The organism is Streptomyces sp. NPDC015130 (assembly GCF_043080005.1).
Classification (GTDB): domain Bacteria; phylum Actinomycetota; class Actinomycetes; order Streptomycetales; family Streptomycetaceae; genus Streptomyces.
The window spans coordinates 159,211-178,501 of sequence record NZ_JBIBVC010000004.1; the positions used below are offsets into that span (position 1 = coordinate 159,211).

The 19,291-nt window shown below is 71.3% G+C and carries 14 protein-coding genes and 1 pseudogene; 4 read left to right on the plus strand and 11 right to left on the minus strand.

Annotation, left to right across the window (positions count from 1 at the left end):
* Positions 1 to 19: 19 nt before the first annotated feature.
* The 6 genes from ACF08F_RS09325 to ACF08F_RS09350 form a co-directional block, all read right to left on the minus strand.
* The gene (locus ACF08F_RS09325) at positions 20 to 505 is read right to left on the minus strand and encodes a hypothetical protein (protein ID WP_392297908.1); all 486 of its coding nucleotides are present in this window, start codon (positions 503 to 505) and stop codon (positions 20 to 22) included.
* Positions 506 to 1,386: 881 nt separating this feature from the next.
* A complete protein-coding gene (locus ACF08F_RS09330) occupies positions 1,387 to 4,020 on the minus strand; it encodes an NPCBM/NEW2 domain-containing protein (RefSeq protein ID WP_392297909.1) in 2,634 nt (877 codons plus the stop codon).
* A gap of 595 nt (positions 4,021 to 4,615) precedes the next feature.
* On the minus strand, positions 4,616 to 6,517 hold the full coding sequence (locus ACF08F_RS09335) for an FHA domain-containing protein (RefSeq protein ID WP_392297910.1): 1,902 nt from the start codon (positions 6,515 to 6,517) through the stop codon (positions 4,616 to 4,618).
* Positions 6,518 to 6,706: 189 nt separating this feature from the next.
* Positions 6,707 to 7,009 (minus strand): hypothetical protein, encoded by a 303-nt coding sequence (locus tag ACF08F_RS09340; protein WP_392297911.1) that lies wholly within the window; start codon positions 7,007 to 7,009, stop codon positions 6,707 to 6,709.
* Positions 7,006 to 7,560, minus strand: a complete 555-nt coding sequence (locus ACF08F_RS09345; protein WP_392297912.1) for a hypothetical protein — start codon at positions 7,558 to 7,560, stop codon at positions 7,006 to 7,008. The genes ACF08F_RS09340 and ACF08F_RS09345 overlap by 4 nt, the downstream gene beginning before the upstream one ends.
* A gap of 113 nt (positions 7,561 to 7,673) precedes the next feature.
* The gene (locus ACF08F_RS09350; RefSeq protein ID WP_392297913.1) at positions 7,674 to 9,440 is read right to left on the minus strand and encodes a CAP domain-containing protein; all 1,767 of its coding nucleotides are present in this window, start codon (positions 9,438 to 9,440) and stop codon (positions 7,674 to 7,676) included.
* Positions 9,441 to 9,668: 228 nt separating this feature from the next.
* Between ACF08F_RS09350 and ACF08F_RS09355 the strand changes: the two genes are divergently transcribed.
* From ACF08F_RS09355 to ACF08F_RS09370, 4 genes and pseudogenes are all read left to right on the plus strand, one after another.
* Positions 9,669 to 10,940 (plus strand): hypothetical protein, encoded by a 1,272-nt coding sequence (locus tag ACF08F_RS09355; protein ID WP_392297914.1) that lies wholly within the window; start codon positions 9,669 to 9,671, stop codon positions 10,938 to 10,940.
* A 256-nt stretch (positions 10,941 to 11,196) separates the two neighbouring features.
* Positions 11,197 to 12,060 (plus strand): alpha/beta hydrolase family protein, encoded by an 864-nt coding sequence (locus ACF08F_RS09360; protein WP_392298254.1) that lies wholly within the window; start codon positions 11,197 to 11,199, stop codon positions 12,058 to 12,060.
* A 99-nt stretch (positions 12,061 to 12,159) separates the two neighbouring features.
* Positions 12,160 to 14,754: pseudogene (locus tag ACF08F_RS09365) on the plus strand (AAA family ATPase); the annotation flags it as partial.
* A 249-nt stretch (positions 14,755 to 15,003) separates the two neighbouring features.
* Positions 15,004 to 15,804 (plus strand): class I SAM-dependent methyltransferase, encoded by an 801-nt coding sequence (locus ACF08F_RS09370; RefSeq protein WP_392298255.1) that lies wholly within the window; start codon positions 15,004 to 15,006, stop codon positions 15,802 to 15,804.
* Positions 15,805 to 15,880: 76 nt separating this feature from the next.
* Here the strand turns inward: ACF08F_RS09370 and ACF08F_RS09375 are convergent, their stop codons facing one another.
* The 5 genes from ACF08F_RS09375 to ACF08F_RS09395 form a co-directional block, all read right to left on the minus strand.
* Positions 15,881 to 16,645: a class I SAM-dependent DNA methyltransferase gene (locus tag ACF08F_RS09375; protein WP_392297915.1), complete on the minus strand. Its 765-nt coding sequence runs from the start codon at positions 16,643 to 16,645 to the stop codon at positions 15,881 to 15,883.
* Positions 16,632 to 17,645 carry a RimK family alpha-L-glutamate ligase gene (locus ACF08F_RS09380; protein ID WP_392297916.1) on the minus strand — a complete coding sequence of 338 codons (1,014 nt, stop codon included), beginning with the start codon at positions 17,643 to 17,645 and terminating at the stop codon, positions 16,632 to 16,634. The genes ACF08F_RS09375 and ACF08F_RS09380 overlap by 14 nt, the downstream gene beginning before the upstream one ends.
* Positions 17,642 to 18,064, minus strand: a complete 423-nt coding sequence (locus ACF08F_RS09385; RefSeq protein WP_392297917.1) for a hypothetical protein — start codon at positions 18,062 to 18,064, stop codon at positions 17,642 to 17,644. The genes ACF08F_RS09380 and ACF08F_RS09385 overlap by 4 nt, the downstream gene beginning before the upstream one ends.
* A gap of 4 nt (positions 18,065 to 18,068) precedes the next feature.
* On the minus strand, positions 18,069 to 18,392 hold the full coding sequence (locus ACF08F_RS09390) for a hypothetical protein (protein ID WP_392297918.1): 324 nt from the start codon (positions 18,390 to 18,392) through the stop codon (positions 18,069 to 18,071).
* Between the two features lie 184 nt (positions 18,393 to 18,576).
* Positions 18,577 to 19,269, minus strand: coding sequence for a hypothetical protein (locus ACF08F_RS09395; protein WP_392297919.1), 693 nt, complete (start codon positions 19,267 to 19,269; stop codon positions 18,577 to 18,579).
* Between the last annotated feature and the right edge of the window lie 22 nt (positions 19,270 to 19,291).

Below are 19,291 nucleotides of genomic sequence, written 5' to 3' on the forward strand. Positions count from 1 at the left end.
GGAACGCCGGAACGTGACGTCAGCGGATCGAGGGCGCGCCGGGCAGCCCCAGAGCGACCAGGAGGGCTGAGCAGAGCTCCTCGGCGAACAGGGCCGTCCCGGTGAGCGTCCGCCGTATGGCCTCCTCGTCGGGCGCCAGCCCTACGGCGGTCGCCCAGGCGAGCGAGCCGGCCACGGCGGGCTCTATGGGGAAGTGCTCCAGCGGTATCTCGTAGCTCTTCGCCATCCTGCGGTTGAGCAGGCCCTCCCAGCTGATCCCGTCCGGCGTGAGGGCCTCGGCGAACCCCACGTCGCTGTCGAGGAAGGACACCATGACGGCCGGTGCCCCCGTTCGCCGGACGAGGTCCCCGAAGCTGAGCCGTCCGGCGTCCGCGAAGTCCGCGACCTGCCAGCCCCCCGCCAAGTGCTCCGTGTAGCCGTCGACGCCTGCAAATCCTGTTGCCCGCATGAGTCGTGGCAGATCCCCGGCGTACCGGGTCGTCACTGTTCCCCCTGTGTTTCCCATGGTCGGCAAGTTAACCGGATGCCACTGACAAACCCGCTCGTACCGCTGCGACCCAGGCAACACGGGAAACCTCGGGACGGCGTCCCCGCGGGTCGCCACCCTGCTGCCGGTCGACCTCGCCACCATGCCCCCGCGCCCTGAGGCCCGTCGTCGCGGTCCCGCAGACGACGCCTGCCTGGCGTCTCTCCGGTTCAACCGCTACGGCAGACTCTCGCCCATGGGACACTCCACCGCCTACCCGTTGCTGACGACGACGGACCTCGACGCGCTCTTCCGCCTCGCCGAACGGCTGCTGACTCTTACCGAGGGCCCCGAACCCAGGGCCGAGCTCTGGGTCTGGGTACACCGCCGCGAGCAGCTTCGACGACTCCTGGCCGTCGTGCCGGGTGCCGAGACCAGTTCCTACGTACAGTCCCTTTCGGCCGAGCCCGGTGACGGCCCAGTGCCCGACGACCACCTCTTCCTCGAACTGGATGTCCCCCTCGGGACGCCGTCGCGGCCGCCCGTGCGGTACTGGAGATCTGCCCCGACTTCCAGCTCGCCTGGGACTCCTTCGGCTGGCCGCCCATCCCGGAACTCGGCCACACCGCGCTCTACAAGTACCCCGCCGTCCAGATCAGCTTCCACCACCGTCACGTGGACCTCGGTGAGAATCCGGCTCCCGACCACACCCTGTACCTCCATGCCGACGGTTTCGAGGACAGGGCGGAGTGGCTCGCCCACCGGGTCGGTGCCGAGGTGATCGGTCCCCCGATGGACGGGGGGTAGCGGGAGAAGGCGGCGGTCGTCCCGCCTTGTACGACCGACAGCCACGCCTCGGCCGTGGTGGCCGGCCAGGCGTGGCGTCCGTCGGGTCCGTCGGGGCGGTCGACCGGCACGGGCTAGTTCAGGAGCGTGGCTCCCGCCCAGTCGGCGTGGTCGCTGTTGATGCCGTCGCCGGTGTCGGTGGCCTTGAGGGTGAGGGTGGTGACTCCGGTGACGTCGAGGTCGATGGAGGTAGTGGGGGTGGTGGGGGTCATGGGGGTGGGGGATTCGTAGAGTCTGGTGCCGTCCCCCCAGACTTCGAACTTCACGGTGGCGTTGCTGCCGACCTCGTCGTCGATGCCCAGGTCGGACCGGAAGCGGGTGTAGCCGTTGTCGAGGGCGTAGGTGATGGTGCTGTTGGCGTGGGTGCCGATGCCCTTCGCATACGTCGTGCCGTTGAGCCTGATCGGGTTGCCGTCGACGCTCTTGTCCTTGTTGACGTTGCCGAAGTCGCTGCGGGCGCTGCTCCAGGTCAGCGAGCTCAGATCGACCTGCCGCCCGTCACCGCCGGTGGAGGCGGTGACCGCGTTGCTCGCTCCGGAGACGTTCCCGGCGGCGTCGACCGCCTTCACCGTGAAGGTGTACGGCGTCCAGGGCGACAGCCCCGTCGCGGTGAAGCGGGTGCCCGTCCCCGTCGTCGTACCGATATGCGTCGTACCGCGGTAGACGTGGTAGCCGGTCACGCCGACGTTGTCGTCGGACGCCGTCCAGGCCAGCTCCACACTGTCGGAGGTCGCGCCGCTCGCCGCGAGGCCGGTCGGTGCGGTGGGAGCGATGGTGTCGCCCGCCGCGGTCCCGGCGGTCGCGGTCACAGCCGCGCCGGCGGGTACCGGCACCGTCACGTACGAGACGGTCTTGCCGTACAGGGACTTTGTCTGCGCCGCGTACGCCGTGCCGTTCACGGTGATCGTGTCGTGCGTGCCGTAGAACTGGGCCTCCCAGTTCACCGTGCCGCCCGCGTTGTTGGTGAGCTTCGACGCCGTCGTGCCGGTGTGCTGGAGCTTCAGGTCGTTGTCGCCGACCTTCAGGTGGTCGATCTCCACCCACGGCGTCTCGGACGTCAGCCGTGAGACGGTGGCGACCCTGTCGTTCGGGGCGTCGGGCTGCATGCCCATCATGCCGTCGATCGTGCTGCTCACCGCGAGGAAGGAGATCTCGGGGTAGGCGTTCCTGTCGGCCATGAGCTTCTTGAGCCAGGCCCAGCCCTCCGCCGAGCGGTTGTACTGGTAGAACATCTCGGGCAGGTAGGAGGTCGCCTCGACGTTCAGGTCGTCGTCGTTCGCGGCGATGAAGTCCAGGTAGCCGCTGGTCCGGGGGCCGTGGTCGCCGAGTCCGGTGAGCATCATCAGGAAGCTGGCCTCGTGGCCCCAGCTGCTGTAGCCGGTGCCGGCGGCGTCCTTGCCCCGGATGTAGCGGTTGTCGGCCGAGTCCCACCAGTTGTTCTCGAAGTGGGTACGGACCCGCTTGGCGCGCTCCGTCCACGTGGTGCTGCCGGCGTTGTCGCCCCTCGCCTTGAGGATCGCCGAGTACGCCAGCATCGACTGGTACTGGTAGCCGAGGGAGTCGGCGGCCGAGACCAGGTTCTCGTTCGGGAACTCGAAGAACGTGGCCGTGTACTCGCCCGGTTGCTTGCGCGAGACGGGCTGCTCCGCGGCCGGGTCGGCGTCGTTCCACGTGACCTCGTGGCCGGTGAGGAACGTCCCCATCGTCGAGTCGTAGAACTTCGACAGGTCGGGGTCGTTGAGCCAGGCCGGGTCGCCGGTCCACTGGTACTGCTTGTAGGCCTTCGTCATCAGGTTGAAGGGCGAGGGAAGTTCACGGAATCCGGTGCCGTCGATGTAGTACATCGCGCCGTACGAGCTGTGGGCCCACAGCGGCCAGCCGTTCTGGCCCGGGTCGTCGGCGTCGGCGGCGAAGGTCTTCATCATGTGGAAGGTCTCCGCGTCCAGGCCGACGGCGTGCGCGCCGTCCGACTGGTGGGAGATGTCGCGGTTGTAGTACGACTCGCGGTTCGTGTACGCGCCCCAGTAGCCCGGCTCCACCGTCGGGTGCGATGCGTTCTTGAGGCGCCACCACTCCGGTTCGTGGCCCATCATCGGGTTGCCCGGGTAGAACGTCATGGCAAGGGCCCGGTTCTTGCCCCAGGTGAAGCCGTCGTTCAGTGCCGCGTTCGGGGACCTGATGCTGAGGGTGCTGGTGGGCGCCCCCACGTGCTGCTGGATGGTGAGCCGGTCGATCCGCGGGATCTCGCCCGCCGAGGTGGCGGTCAGCTCGATGACGTCGCCGGGCTTGAGCGCCACCTTGCTCGACGTCCGGGTGTCGATGTTGACCGGGTCGGTGTGGCCGCGGCCGTGGCGGCGTGAAGTGCCCCAGGAGTCAACGGCGGTGGAGTTCACGGTGATCTCGTATGTCACGCCGTTCTCGGTCATGCCGTTGTACCGCGTGATGAGGTCGTACGTCCCGACAGTGCCGGAGAAGGTGGTCCTGGCGGAGCTCGTCCCGCCCGAACTGCCCCGGACGTAGGTGACGTTGTCGACCGTCGTCCCGCTCCAGGTGTGGTTCACCGTGTCCGTCGCGAAGTTGGTCAGCGACATGTTCTCGGCTTCGATCACGTACGGGCCCGCCGCCGCACCGGCAGCAGTGGCGGCCATCGCCGGCGCGGGGCCGGGTAACGCGAGTGCGGTGCCGACCACTGCGAGCACAGCGGTCATCGCACAGGCAGAACGACGCATTTGCGGTCGATCCCTTCGAGTGGGGGACCCCACCAGAGGGGGGATGACAGCCGCCGTGGCGGGCCTCTTCCGGTGGGGGTGAGGGTGGCTGAGCGCATGGAGCGGTGGAGGCAGGAGCGAAGCCGCCCGGCATCGAGCTCCTGTCTCTCTGTTGAACTCTGTTGCATATTGAGGCTTTGAGTGAAGTCGCTGTCAATACTTCGCGCTCGCATCTCTTGTGCCTGCTGTGCATGCGGGGGCGAGGGACTGGCGGCCTTCAGCAGCGGCGGCAGGGTGACGTCCCCGCTGGTGCGCAGAGTCGGGATGCTCCATGAAATGGCAGGTCGCATGCCTCTGTGAGGGCGATCGGAGTCGCCCTCGGGGGGTGATGGAGGTGGCCGTTCCGAGCGTGCCGGCGATGGGCGCCGCTGAGGCGGATCAAGAACTTTCCATCACCCGATGACGGACCTGCGGAAACTTTTCACCCATACCTTGCAGGTGATGCCGGTGAGTCAGTAGGGTCTCGGCCCGGGAGGGGGCTCTAAAACACACAAGACTCCACACCGCTGTCGGAGGAGAGCGGCGGCGGCGCCGATCACGATGCCGCGCGGGTCCTCGTCGTGGCGGTCGTGGGCGGGGCGTCCTGCTGGTAGAAGATGTCGATGTCCACCTCTTCGCCCCCGACGGTGAGGGTGTCCCACGCTCCGCTCTCCCACAGCGTGCGCAGGGTCGAGGAGTTCAGGGACTCCAGGTGGTTGCGGAGGGTCGCGTCGTCGGGCATGCCGGGGAGGCGGGAGGCCAGCCGGTCGCGGATCGACCGCAACCGCTCCATCAGGGCGTCTATGTCCGCGCTCCTGTCGAGGTCCTTCCCTTCGGACTCCTGGATGCTCCGGGCGATCGTCTCCTTGATCGGGCGGCTGACGCCGTTCTCGTCGGTGGTGATCATCGTGTTCCAGGCGCGGCTCTTGTGCCGGTACTGGAGCATGGACATCGCCGCCTCGTGCCGCGCGAAGTCGGCGTCGCGGAACGGCCGCCCCGTCCAGGCCCCGTTCAGGGAGCGGGCCAGCGAGATCGCCGAGCCCAGGCCGCTGTTGAGCCCGCGTCCCGGCCAGAAGTGGATGGCGTTGGCGGCGTCGCCGAGGAGGAATCCGTACGTCCCCGGGGAGGTCGACGTGGCCGAGTGCAGACGGGTGGTGAACCTCGGCCGCTGCACCATGTCGAGCCGGAAGGCCGTGACGGCGCTCAGGTCCTCCTCGGCGACGCTGAACAGCGCCAGTCCCTCCAGCACCCGCTTCCACAGGGCCGAACCCCGGACCATGGCGGGCAGGAACAGCGTGCTGTGCGTCGAGCACTGGAAATCGCCGTGGCCGTCGCGCCCCATGACGCACGGGCGTGAGGCGATGCAGTCCTCGAATACGTGCCGGACCGGATCAATGCCGACGACTTCCGCCGCCTCGGCGTCGGTGAGGCGCATGTTGAGGAATCCCTCGCCGCGAAGGGCGTTGAGGAGAAAGCGGTTCTGGGCCACGGTCAGCAGCACCGTCATGGGATCCGTGAGTGTCGACCTGACGCGCAGACCCAGGACGACATCCTGAATGTGTTCGCCGTGCAGCGAGTAGATGGACTTGTCGGCGTTGCCGAACCTGTCGGCGAAATACTCGCGCGTCCGGGAACGCCCGCCCTCGCAAATGGCGAGCACGTGATCCTTGGCTCCGGACTCCTGGTGCTCGGCCGGGTCGAACGTGTCGGGGACCAGCCGGATGCGGTCCGGCTTTTCGTTGGCCAGTTCGAGCAGGGTGTCCTCGATGTAGGCGATCCGGAGGTTCCTCGGGCTCCGGCCGCGGATCGAGTCGGGGCCGACGGGCCACATCTCGGTGAACGCGTCACCGCGGAACAGCCGCTCCTGCGCCTCCTCGGGGAGGTTCAGGTACTGGCGGCTCTGCACGGTGACGACCTGCTGCCGGCGTACGTTGCCCTGGCTCTCGTCCTTCCAGACGACGTTCGGCCCGTCCTGGGTCCAGCGCCCGTCGTACACGGTGATGGCGACGCGATGCCCCATCAGGTGCTCCAGGAGCAGGGCGAAACTCAGGCCGACGGGACCACCACCCGAAACGGTGACGTTCAGTACGGGCCCGGCCGCCATGGTCGCCTGCGAGGCGGGGCCGAGCGGGCGCAGCACGGAGAGGTCGAGGATGGTCTCCATGGCGTCGGCCGCCTCAAAGCGGAACGTCTCGGTGCCTATCTCGATGAGATCCCCGGGCTGCAGCTCGTGCGAGGTCACACGCGTCCCGTTGACGCGCGTTCCATTGATGCTGCCGCTGTCGTACACCACGAATCCGTGGCCCTCGCGGCGCACCTCGGCGTGAAAGCGCGAGACGTTACCGCCGACGATCACGATGCTGTTGTCGCCGTTGCGACCCAAGGTAATAGGCGTGGTGCCGATCGGGAACTGCTGTCCGGTCAGGGAGCCTTGATGGCCGACAAGCCGAGGAGGCATGGGTCACCCAATTCCATGAGTCACGGATCCGATGACGAATGGCGAAACAGGTAGCTAGACGTTGAACAGCAGCACTGCATCACACACCGCGAGTAGCCCGGCACGCAGGGCAATCCTAATGCGCCCGTGACGTCGCTGAGAAGGCGTACGGAGGGCGGACCACCGCACTGTGGCCATTCCGTGAAGATGTCATAAGGCCCTGTGCGAGCGGCTGGGGCGCATGGGAATGGTGCGGCAGGAATGGCGATATCTTTCGGCCATCCGCTGTGCGACGAGTGGAGCGTTCCGGACCACGTCGACGGCGAGGTCGATGCCCTGCGCCTTGAGCTCGCGGGCCACCTCGCCCGGAGGCGGCGGCGCACAGGTGTCGTCGCCGTCCGAGACGAGGACGACACGGCGCTTGCCGCGGGTGCCGAGGTCCTTGGCGGCCTCGCGGAGCGAGACGCCGATCGGAGTGAACCCGACCGCCTTGAAGCCCGCGACCCGCTTCAACGAACCTCTTCGGCTCCTCCGCTCCGGCCGTCGCGGCGCACCAGCCGGTCGAGTTCCTCGGCGGAGTCGGCCGCGAGGCGGTAGATGCCCTGGACACTCGCCGAGCGGAGCAGGCGTCCGTCCTCGACGTGCTTCAGCACGCGCTCGCCCCGCCGGGAGGTGTACGTGAGCCGTTCCAGAAGGTCGCCGGGGACGGCCGTGTCGAAGCTGAGCGGGGCGCCCGGCGGTCCGACCAGTACCTCGGTGACGCATCCGGCCTTGAGCAGGCGCCAGTCCAGCAACTTCACGTAGTCGTCGTCGGGGAGAACCGAGCCGACGATCTCGTACGGGACGATCCGAGCGACCTCCAGCACCCCCAGCACATGGAGACGGGTGCGGTGGGCCCGCACCGGGTAGATGCGGTCGCCGGGCTGCACGCCCGCGCGCCGGAAGCTCGGCAGCGATTGGTGCGGCCCGCCGAACAGCATCGTGAGCCGCTGTCCGGCGCGGCCGGACCGTTCAAGCTCTCGGCACAGGCTGTTGGTCCACAACGTCGTATAGGAGTTCGGCACGTCAGCACCGTAGCCGTGCCCTCTGACAGTCACCGTCGCTGCTCGAACCCTTCGCGGGCCGAGCCCTGCTCGCGGGTGCCAGTTCCCGCGAGCAGGGGTCCGGGGGCCAGGGCTCAGCGGGCGCCGAAGACCTGGGTCCAGTAGGGGCCGCCGTCGGTGTGGATGCCGACGCCGATCTCCTTGAAGTCGCAGTTGAGGATGTTCGCGCGGTGGCCGGGGCTGTTCATCCACCCCTCCATGACCTGCTCCGGAGTGCTCTGGCCCATCGCGATGTTCTCGCCGTACGTCGACCACGGGTAGCCGGCGGCCGTGACGCGCTCACCGGGGCCGTCGCCGTCGGGGTTGGTGTGGTCGAAGTAGTCCCGCGCCGCCATGTCGTCGGAGTGGCCCTGGGCCGCCTTCGTCAGGGTGGCGTTGGCGCTCAGGGCTCCGCAGCCGGCCTTGGCCCGCTCGGCGTTGACCAGCGCGATGACCTGATCCGCCGCCGAGCTCTGGCCCGTGTCCTGCTGCGGACCGCCGCCGGGGCCGGGGTCCGTTCCGCCCGTGGGGGCGTTGGTCGTCGGCTGCGCCGAAGGTGTGGCGTCGGGAGTGGTGGGGCGTTTCGTCGCGGGCTTCGCGGTGGTGGCGCGAGGGCTCTTGGTGGGCGCGGCCTTGGTCCGCTCCGGGGCGGCCGACTTGGACGCGGACGCGGACGCGGAAGGTGAGGCGGTGGCGGAGGCACTGGCCGAGGCGGAGGTCGTGGACGGGGACGCGGAGCCGGAAGCCGTGGACGGGGAGCCGGTGGCCGTCGGAGGAGCGGCGGTCAGCGTGTCCGGTTCGTTCGACAGGGAAAGGTCGAGGCCGGAGGCGGGCGCCCTGCTCGCCTCCCACAGCTCCTCGTTCCCTTCGCGTGCGGAGTGCAGGGCGAAGACCCCGCCGGTCACCGCGGCGACGGCGATCCCGGCCGCGACGGCGGCGCGGCGGCGGGTGCGTTCGTCGGCCTGGCGGCGCCGACGACGGGACGCGCGGGTGCTGCGCCGGTCGGTCGACGCGGCGGAGGCGCCGAACTCCGCCAGGGCGAAGGAATCCGTGGGCTCGGTGTGACCTGCGTGACGTGTGTGATCGGGGATCAGGTCGAAGGTCTCGGTCCGGTCGAAGGCGCCGGGGACAGCGGAAGCCGCGACCGTGCCGACGGGGACGGACGCGCCGGCGCCCGGGGCGCCGACAGGCAGGGGCGAGACGATTCCCCTCCCCCCGGCGCACTGCGCGCACTGGGCGGTGTGACGGGCCAGGTGGTCGCGCCACGGGGTGCTCGGCTCGCCGTTCCAGCCGGCGGCGTGCCGGTCGAGGTCGGGGCAGCGCGGTGCGTGAGCCAGGGCCGCGGTCACGGACCGGGCGGCGTCCAGGCGTATGCGTACCGTTTCCATCCGTATCGCGGTGTCGTGCGGGGTCCAGTTCAGCGCGGCGGCCGTCTCGTACCGGCTCAGCCACCCCTCCTCCTCCAGCGACCACAGGGCCACCATCACGGTGTCCTCGACGTCCAGCCAGCAGAGGGTCTCGGCGAACTCGGTGCGCGGGGCCGCGTGCCCGGCCGGGAGACCGTGTGTGGCGGCCGCGTGGGCGAGGGTGCCCTCCACGGCCATCGAGACGAGCCAGGGGCGGAAGGCCTCCGGGGAGGGCAGCGTGCCCAGCGCGAACTCGGCACGGCCGAGGGTGTCCCGCACGACGGCGTCCACGGCCGCGTCTGCGCCGGGCCGGCCGTCGAGGGCGCGGGCCGCGAGGGCGCGGACGAGTGGCTGGTGGACGGCGATGAGCTGCTCGCGCGCCCAGGGGTCGCCGTACTGTGCCGCCCGTACCAGCTCGGTGTCCGTCAGCTGCTCAAGGTCCAAGGTCCGCTGCACGCTGTCCGTCCTTCACTTGCCTCTTGTGGAGTTCCTTGCGCAGGGGAGAGCCTCGGCCCGGCGGGGGGATAACGAAAAGAGGGAGACGGGATCCGTGACGTGGGTCACAGGAGGTGAACGCCGTGCGGAATCGGGTGGCGACGCCGTGCGGACTCGGGGCCGGTGGCGTTGGAAGCCGAGGTGGGCGAAGCGGGGGCGCAGTCAGTGGCCGGGTCTACTGTGCGGTCCATGAAGATCGAATCCCTGCTCGAAGACCTGGACAGCGACGACACCACGCGGGCCGAGGCCGCCGCCGCCGAGCTGACCGCGCGGGCCGAAACCGTCGTGCCGGAGCTGCTGCGCGGTGCGGCGGTCCTCCGGGGAACCGGTCTCCCGCCGGTCGTGCGGGCCTTGCGGCACATCGGGCCGCCGGCCTTCGACGCCGTCCTGGACGCATGCCGGCGCGAGGAGGTGCCCGGCTGGCAGGCGGGGCGGCTGCTCGACGTGTTCGACGAGCGGTCCGCCGACCAGTACGCGGCCCTGGCCGCCGATACGGACTACGGGAGGTCCGGCCACGGCTTCGCGGGCCTCGTGAGGCTGCGCGTGGACTCGGACGCCGGACTGCGCGCGCTGGTCGACGCCTTCGGCCGCGGCGGCGTCATCCCCTTCAAGGCATCCGACTACGCCCGGCTGCTCCACGACTCCATGCGGCCGCGCCTGCGCGAGTTGCGGCGTGACCCGTCCGCGGCCCCGAGGACCAGGCGGGGTGCCATGGCGGCGCTCGTCGCGGGCGGCGGCGCCGACGCGCTCGACGACCGCGACCGCGCGGTGGTCGAGCGGCTGATAAGGGTGAAGATCCCGCACGAGATCCCGAACCTGCCGGAGTCGACGCTCAGCGGCTGGTGGATGGCCGTGCCCGGGGCGTCGTACGAGGGCGTCTTCGAGGCCCTGGGTCTGCACGACCGGCGGCCCGTGACCGTCTCCGCGGGCGTCCAGGCCTCGGAGGGCCGGGAGGTCCGGGTGCCGGGGCCGGACGGCACCGACCACTACGTGGGACGGGCCTTCGTCACCCCGGAGCTGGACGGCTGGCGCCTCGTCTTCGGCTCCTTCGAGCAGCTCGTCGGCGACTTCTGGGACGGCATGATCGAGACGGTCGAGCGGGTCAGCCTCCACTGCGGCCAGGCCCAGTTCTTCTTCCTGGACGACGCCGGGGGCTCCGACATCTGGATCGTGGCGGAGAACGGCCGGGTGATCCGCCAGTACGTCGCCGAGAGCGACCCCGAATGGGAGGGTGACCCGCTGCCGTGGGAGACGCTCGCGGCCGACGATCCGGACTTTGACCCCGAGTACGACGAGGCCCCCTCCAACGCGGGCACCACGGGCGCCCGGTCGGCCTGCGCGTACCTCTCCGTCGACCCCGGCCAGGTCGGCCCGCAGACCGAGACGACCGGCCACGGCTGGCTCGCCGTCACCGCACCGGGCGTCGGCCACGGCGCGTTCCCCGGGACGCTCCGGATCTGAGGAACACCGGCGGGGACAGCCGGGTGTCGTCCTGACAGGGGGCGGGGTTCCAGAGGGCGCCTCGAATCGCCGCGGTCGTCGCTCAGGGGCGCCGTGCTTCCGCGAAGGCCGGTGATTCTGCCGATGCCCGCGCGGCGTGCCGACCGGAGAGTGGCCGGGCCAGATCACGGCGTGGTCGCCGCCCGGACGCTCGGGCGGCGGCCGCCCCACGACACGAGAGGACGACTCCGTCGTGACACGACACCTCGGCGCGGCCATGGCCGCCGCCTGTCTGACCCTGCTGCTCGCCCCCGGCGCCCAGGCCGCCGGCTCCGCCCCCGTGAGTACGGCCGCGGCCAATCCGTACGAGCGCGGCCCGGCCCCCACCGAGGCGAGCATCGAGGCGCTGCGCGGCTCGTACGCCGTCGGTGAGACGGCCGTCTCCTCGCTCGCCGTCAGCGGCTTCGGCGGCGGAACGATCTACTACCCGACGTCCACGAGCGACGGCACCTTCGGCGCGGTGGTGATCTCGCCCGGCTTCACGGCCTACCAGTCCTCGATCGCCTGGCTCGGGCCACGGCTGGCCTCGCAGGGCTTCGTGGTGTTCACCATCGACACCCTGACCACGCTCGACCAGCCCGACAGCCGTGGACGGCAACTCCTCGCGGCGCTCGACTACCTGACCCAGCGAAGCGCGGTGCGGGGCCGCGTCGACGCGAGCAGGCTCGGGGTGATGGGCCACTCGATGGGCGGCGGCGGCACGCTCGAAGCGGCCAAGAGCCGGCCGTCGCTCAAGGCGGCCGTCCCCCTCACCGGGTGGAACACGGACAAGACCTGGCCCGAGATCACCACGCCCACGCTCGTCATCGGCGCGGACGGCGACACGATCGCCCCCGTCGCCACCCACTCCGAGCCGTTCTACGAGAGCCTCCCCGGCTCCCTCGACAAGGCGTACCTGGAGCTCAACGGCGCCACGCACTTCACCCCGAACTCCTCGAACACGACGATCGCGAAGTACAGCCTCTCCTGGCTGAAGCGCTTCGTCGACGACGACACCCGCTACGAGCAGTTCCTGTGCCCGCTGCCGCGGCCCGGCCTGACGATCGACGAGTACCGGGGCACCTGCCCGCTCGGTTCCTGACGCTCTGTGCACCGTCACAGAGCCCCGTTCCCGGGTCTGGGCACCCGCCCAGCCCCGGGAGCCTTCCACCGCCCCCTACGGGTCGGTAACGTGACCGTCGTGAGCGGAGCGACGCACACCGCCGCCGTCCTGCGGCTGTACGACCGCACGGCCGAACTCGCCGCCGTGGCGCGCCTGTCGGCCCGGACCACGGCCGGACACGGCGGAGTCCTGCTCGTCACCGGCAACCCCGGCGAAGGCCGCACCACCCTCCTCTCCCGGGCGGCGCACGACTTTCCCGGCACGGCGCACCGGGTCGCCGCGCCCCATCACCGGGGCCCGTGGAGCGCGGCGCGGGCGCTGGTCACCGCGCTGGCCCCCACCTCGGCGGCCGGGCGCAGGGCACTGCGGTTCGCGCGCGGTGAGGGCGGGCTCGCCCGGGCCGTGGCCACCCTCGTCACCGAGGCGGAATCCGTACTGATCTGTGTGGACGACCTCCACCTGTGGGACGCGCATTCACGGGCCGCGCTCGCCGCGGCCTGGCAGGACACCGGGGGCCTGCGGCCCGGCCGTGTGGGGTGGCTGGTGTCGGCCGCGCGCCATCACCGGTTCCCGGACGTGCCGGGGGCTGAGTCGGTGCGGCTGGGCAGGCTGACCACGGCCGGGGCGCGGGCGCTGCTCGCCGACCTGTGCCCGGTGGGCTCCCCGCCTCCGGCGGTGGGGGAGCGGCTGCTCGACGAGGCGGCCGGGCATCCCGGTGTCCTGGCCGCGACGGTACGGCGCCTGAGTGCGCCACAGCTCGCCGGGAGCCAGCCCCTCCCACGGCCGGCGGTCGACGACACGGTCCTCGCCGAGGTGTACGGAGGACTGTTGGAGCGCCTCCCGGCGGCCTCCCGGCGGCTGCTCGCCACGGTCGCCGTGGTGGCCCTGGCGGGGCGCACCGGGGCCGACGGGGCCGGCGCCATGGCGTACGGGCGCGCTCGGGCCCGCGGCGACGATGCCGGTGGCGGCGGTGGGTGGGCGTCTGCCGGGGCGCGAGAGGCGCGTGCCGCGGCCGAGCCTTTGGACGGGCTGGTCGCGGACGGGCTGCTGTGCCGCCGCAGGGGAGGGTCGGTGGGGTTCGAGGATCCGTTCCTCGGGCGTGCCGCGCTCGCCTCGGCCCTGCCGTCCTGGCGAGGACCGACCCGGGCCCCCGGCCCGGCCGGGGGAACCGGCGAGTCGGCTTCGCACAGCGGCCCGGGCACGGGCGCGACACCCCCGACGACCCGTACGGCACCCCCGGCGGACCGACCGGCGGACCGACCGGCGGCCCCTGCGACGGATCGCCTTGCAGACCGCCCGGCAGTCCGTGTCGCGCTCGCGCGCGGCGAGGATCATCGTGCCGACCGGCTGGGTCCCTCCGCCGCCGTGCGGGGGCTCTCACCGGTCGCCCGGGGCCGTGCGCAGCTGGTCCGGGGGCTTGCCGCGCTGGCCGGTGGCCCGGTCATGGACGCCCACGAGGAGCTGCTGCAGGCGGCGGAACTGCTGCGGGATCGGGCGCCGGTGGAGGCTTCCGACGCCCGCTTCCTGGCCATGGAGGCGGCGTGGGCGGGCGGCGACGTGGAGGGATGCCTGGCCGCACTGGACCGTGCGGAGGACGCGCGCGGCACGGAGCGCGACTTCGCCGACGGGCTGAGCGCCGCGTTGACCGTACGCCTGGACGACGCGCGCACGGCCCTGGCGCGGGTGGTCGCGGGGGACGGAGGCGCGGACGATCCCCTCCGGCTCCTCCGGGCCGGCTCGGCCGCGCTCGTCCTCGGCGACACCGCCGCTGCGGCGAGGGTCCACGCCCGCGCGCTGGTACGGGCACGGGCTGAGCACCGTACGGCCCTGCTGCCCCGGGCGCTCGAACAGCTCGCGTACGCCGAACTGCGCGCCGGCCGGTACAGCCGCGCGGCGCGCGCGGCCCGGGACGGGCTGCGGACGGCGGAAGCGACGGGCCAGCACAACGTGGCGGCCCACCAGCACGCCGTACTGGCCCTGGTGGCGTCGGTGGAGGGCGACGGGGCCGCGGTGACGGAGCACGCCGGGCGTGCGCTCGCGACGGCGGGACCGCACGGGCTCGTGCAGGCCGCGACGCTCGCGGAGTGGGCCCTGGCGCGGGCGGAACTGGGCCGGGGGCTGGCCGCCCAGGCGGCCGCGCGGCTCGTCCCGCTGGTCCGGCCAGGGCCCCGGGGCGGTCATTTCGCGCTGCGCATGCTGGCGGTCCCCTGCTTCGTGGAGGCCGCGGTCGCGGCAGGCCGGGCAGCGGAGGCGCGGGACGCGGCCGAGGAGTACGCGGCCTGGGCCGCGCTGGGCGTCGACGCCCCGGCACCGGCGCAGTCGGCGCGCTGCCGGGCCCTGCTCGCGGAGGGGGAGGCGTCGGCGTACTGGTTCGGCGAGGCGGTACGCCGCCACGACAGCTGCGGCAACGACTTCGAGCGGGCCCGCACCCTCCTCGCGTACGGCACCTGGCTGAGGCGCCGCCGACGGCCCGGGGACGCGCGCGGGCCGCTGCGCGACGCCCTCGTGACCTTCGAGCGGGCCGCCGCCGAGGGCTGGGCCGAGCACGCGCGCTCCGAACTCCGCGCCACGGGAGGCGCCTCGGCCGGGGCGACGGACCCGGCGGCCCTGCGCGAGCTGACCCCGCAGCAGCAGCGCATCGCCCGCCTCGTCGCCCGTGGCGCCACCAACCAGGAGGTCGCCGACCGGCTCTCCCTCAGCCCCCGCACGGTGGACCACCACCTCCGGGGGTCTTCGCCCGGCTGGGGATCCGCTCCCGCGTCGAGCTGCCGGGAGTGGTGGACGGGTGGGACGCGGAGCGTGATCTGCGGGCTTCGTCGGGCGCGCGGACCCGGGGCCGATGACCAGGCCACCGAGGTGGGGCTGCATGGGTTCCGGCAGGTCGGCGAGGGTCCCGTCCCGACCGGCGCGGATGATGACGGGATGACACGTACCTTCGAAGAACTCGTCACGGAGGCCTCCGAGGCCTCCGTCGACGGCTGGGACTTCTCGTGGCTCGACGGGCGGGCGACGGAACAGCGGCCTTCCTGGGGATACCACCGGATCCTCGGCGAGAGGCTCGCCCGCGCCTCGGCGGGCCTCGACGTCCAGACGGGCGGAGGGGAGGTCCTCGCCGGGGTGCCGACGCTCCCGCGGACGATGGTGGCCACCGAGTCGTGGCCGCCCAACCTCGCGCGGGCCACCGCGCTCCTGCACCCACGGGGCGCGGTCGTCGTCGCGGATCCCGACGAGCCTCCGCTGCCCTTCGCCGACGCCGCGTTCGATCTCGTCACCAGCCGCCACCCCGCCACGGTCTGGTGGCCGGAGATCGCCCGCGTCCTGCGGCCGGGCGGCACCTACCTCGCGCAGCACGTGGGTCCCGCCAGCGTCTGGGAACTGGTCGAGTACTTCCTCGGCCCGCAGCCGGAGGCGGCCCGCCACCGGCACCCCGACGACGAGAGCGCGGCGGCCCGCGACGCAGGTCTCCAGGTCGTCGACCTGCGTTCCGAGCGGCTGCGCTTGGAGTTCCACGACATCGGCGCCGTCATCTGGTTCCTGCGCAAGGTCATCTGGATCGTGCCGGGCTTCACGGTCGAGTCGCAGCTGCCCCGGCTCCGTACCCTCGATGCCCTGATCCGCGAGGAGGGGCCGTTCGTGGCTCACTCGGCGCGGACCCTGATCGAGGCACGCAGACCGATGGACAAGGACGACCAGGACGTGCCCCGCGAGGGCACCGGCCGGTGACGGGCCCGGCGGCGGCGGACGCGCCGTCCGCACCAGCCGCCGCGGCCGCGCTCATCGGATCCGACGCCGACCTGCCTCAGGTGACCGGCTTGCGCCACACGGAGATGTGCTTCGCGGAGTCCTGGGTGAACGGCGCCCCGTCCCAGTCCGCGACGCGGCGTTCCCGTTCGAGACCGGCGAGCCGCGCCATCAGGTCGAGCTCCGCCGGCCAGGCGTAGCGGTGCCGGGAGTTGCTGCGGCGGTACCGGCCGTCGCCGTCGTCCTCGTTCCCACCCTCGTCGTCGCGGGTGAAGTGGTGCGAGACGAGGACCTGTTCGACCAGGTCGAAGGTGTCGAAGCCGAGGTGCCGCTCGGAGACGTCGAAGGGCACGGCGACCTGGCCGGGCGGCAGGAACCGCAGCGGCGGCACGCCCAGCTCGATGACGAAACGCCCGCCGGGCCTCAGATGACGTGCGGCGTTGCGGAAGCACTCGACCTGTTCGGCCTGCGTGAGCAGGTTCGTGATGGTGTTGTAGACGAGATAGACCAGCGTGAACTCGCCGGGGACGACCGTGGTGGCCATGTCCCCGATGACCACCGGGAGGGTGTCCTCGTCGGCCTTGCGGCGCAGTACGGCCGCCATGTGCTCGGACAGCTCGATGCCCGAGACCGGCACACCGCGCTCCCGGAGCGGGACACCGACCCGGCCGGTCCCGATGGCGAACTCCAGTGCCGGGCCTTCTCCGGCGAGCTCGGCGAGGAAGTCGAGGGTCGGTCCGAGGACGGCGGCCGAGGACATCTCGGTCTCCTCGGCGTCGTAGCGGTCGGCGGTCGCACGGGTCCACAGCTCACTGCTCGTCACGGAGAGCCACTCTGGCGGGTGCTGGGGCCGCTGTCGACGTGTTTTCTCCGCTCTCCGCTTGCGAGGTGTCACGGGACGTCGACGTCAGGAAACGTGCCACTGCCTCGCTGATCGGCAGCCCGGTGAGGACCTCGACGAAGAGGAACTGTCCACTGGGGTTCACTTCCAGGAAGACGTGACGGCCCTCGTCGTCGACCTTGAGGTCCACGGCACCGAAGTCCAGGCCCAGCTCCTTCATGAACCGGAGAAGCGCCTCGTGGGTCCCGGCCGGAAGCTCGTACGTCTCGCACGGGGCGCCGAGGTCCAGCCGCGTGTCGACGGGGGAATCCGCGGTCGCGAACCGGGCCGCCAGGATTCTGTCACCGATGACGTTCGCCCTGATGTCGAAGGCGCCCGTGATCTCCTCCTGGAAGATCACGGGCGCGAGGGGCAGAGTGTCGAGCAGGCGGGCGTCCCTCGGGTCCCAGCGGCGTGTGTCGATCATGAGGTGCTGCGGCGAGGACAGGGCCTTGTGAATGACCTTGCCGTGGTGTCCGGCGACGAACTCGACCACCTGCGCCGGGTCGTTGCTGATCAGCGTGTCGGGAACGGGGAGGCCGGACCTGCGCGCCGCTTCCAGCTGCCTCGGCTTGGTGGCCCCGAGATCCGCGGACGGTCGGTTCACGAGCTCCGCCGGTGTGTCGGCGAGAACGGCATCCAGCAGGTGGCCCCATTCGTTGCGGGCGAAGGCCCGGTCGTCGGGATGACGGACGAAGTCCGGCGGACGAGCCCCGTAGGCACGGCGAATCCAGATCGCGCCCAACTCCATGACGGACAGCGTCACACCGCCGTACGTCCTGATGGTCGGCGGCTTCCCGACACGCCACTGCCACGACTGCTCGTGCGGTCGTCTCGTGTCGAGGATGACACTGTCGCCGCCGAGCCGGGAGACCTCACGGGCGACGGCTCGTGCGTGCACGTCGGCCTCGGGGGCCAGGATCCCGATCGCGGAGAGCGTCATCGGATGCCCCGGGCGTCGAGGAACGCCGCTTCCCGTTCCCGGTAGGCCGGAGGGTGGCTGTACTCGGGTGGCGTCGGCCGGGTGGAGATCGAGAACGGTCGGTCCGAACGGCGCACGATGTCCTCCGGCATGCTCTCCGAAAGGTCCAGGACCGTCAGCGGGAGCGCCACCGTGACCCGGACGGCCGGCGTCGTCACCCGGTCGGGATCCGTCTCGATGGACTCGACCCTCACGACGGACTCACGGGACAGGGCGAAACGGAGATGGCCGACGACCAGCACGAGCCGCTGATCGTCGGCGGCGGCCAGGAAGCAGTTGACGACGGCCGTTCTTCCCCGCGAGGAGGGAACCACGGGAAGGTGTGCCAACAGGCTCGAAGGCACCTCGCCGCGCCCGGCCCGCTCACTCTGCCCGCTCACGACGTCACCACCCCATCCCGGGCGGGGGATCGTCGGGACGGCTCGGGTGGGTGTGGTCGTCCGTCGAATCCGGGCCGACCGGACCGCAGGTGGTTGCAGTGTCCTCGCCTGGGTCATCGGTCATGGTGGAGCCGTGGCCGAAGAGGCTGTCGGGAAGGAACCAGCCCTTCGAACCGGGCAGGCGCACGCGCGCCAGCTGCCCGTCGCTGTTCAGCGCCTCCGGGTAGCCGGGTACGCGGACGGGAAAGACGACGCGAACCGCGGCGGGGTCGGAAAGATGCAGCGTCACCAGGGTGGGGTCGTCCGGTCGTGAGGTGAAGTGGGTCACGGCCTCCAGGGGAACCTCGACGATTCCCCAGGGCGAGGCGACATGGACGGAGTACTCCGTACGGCTGAGGGCTCGCCCCCGGACGAAGCCGCCCAGGGGCTCCTCCTCCGAGTAGATCGGCAAGCGTTCCAGCACCTCGTGCAGACGATCCGCGTCCACGGTTCTCACCGGTCCAAGATCGGGTTCAGTAGCTCAGCGGCCAGAGGAGCGGCCCGCACACGTGCCACTCGAATTCGGGGCCGTGGTAGATGTGGTGCAGGTGGGCGACGTACCAGAACACCAGGTCCTGTCCGTCGATGTTCTCGTTGTTGACGTGCGTGGCGATCTGGGACGAGTAGGCGGTGCCCAGACGCCCCCTCAGGTCCTCCGTCCCGCGGTACAGGGTCGCGTACATGTCCGCGGGCTCGAAGGCGTCGGACGGCCTGTCGTGCGGGCCGCGGTTGACGAGGTATCCGCGGCGTGTCTGCTTGTTGAGCACGGCCCAGCTGGTGGCCGCACTCGTGGCCTGCCACGTCTCGAGCGGCAGTGGCATCCAACCGGGACCGTAACCCCAGTTCCCACCGGTGGCCACGTGTGCCAGGGCCAGGTTGTTGGCAGCTCCCTCGATGTCGAAGTCGAACCGCCAGTAGACGTGGTGCTGATGGCTGGACGGGTGCTGAAGGCCGGCGCTGTGGAGCTGCGGCAGAATGAGCCCGTCGCTGCGGAAGAACCACCGATTGACCAGGTGGTACTGGCCGATCCTGTGATAACTCTCCACCACCAGATGGCGGAAGCCCGACTGGTTGTGCTCGACGACCTTGACCGGGCCCTGCATGTTTCCGATGCTCAGCGGGTCCTTGTAGGGGCCGGCGCCGGAGTCGTAGCGGACACGGATCATCGGCAGGCTCGCCTTGTGACAC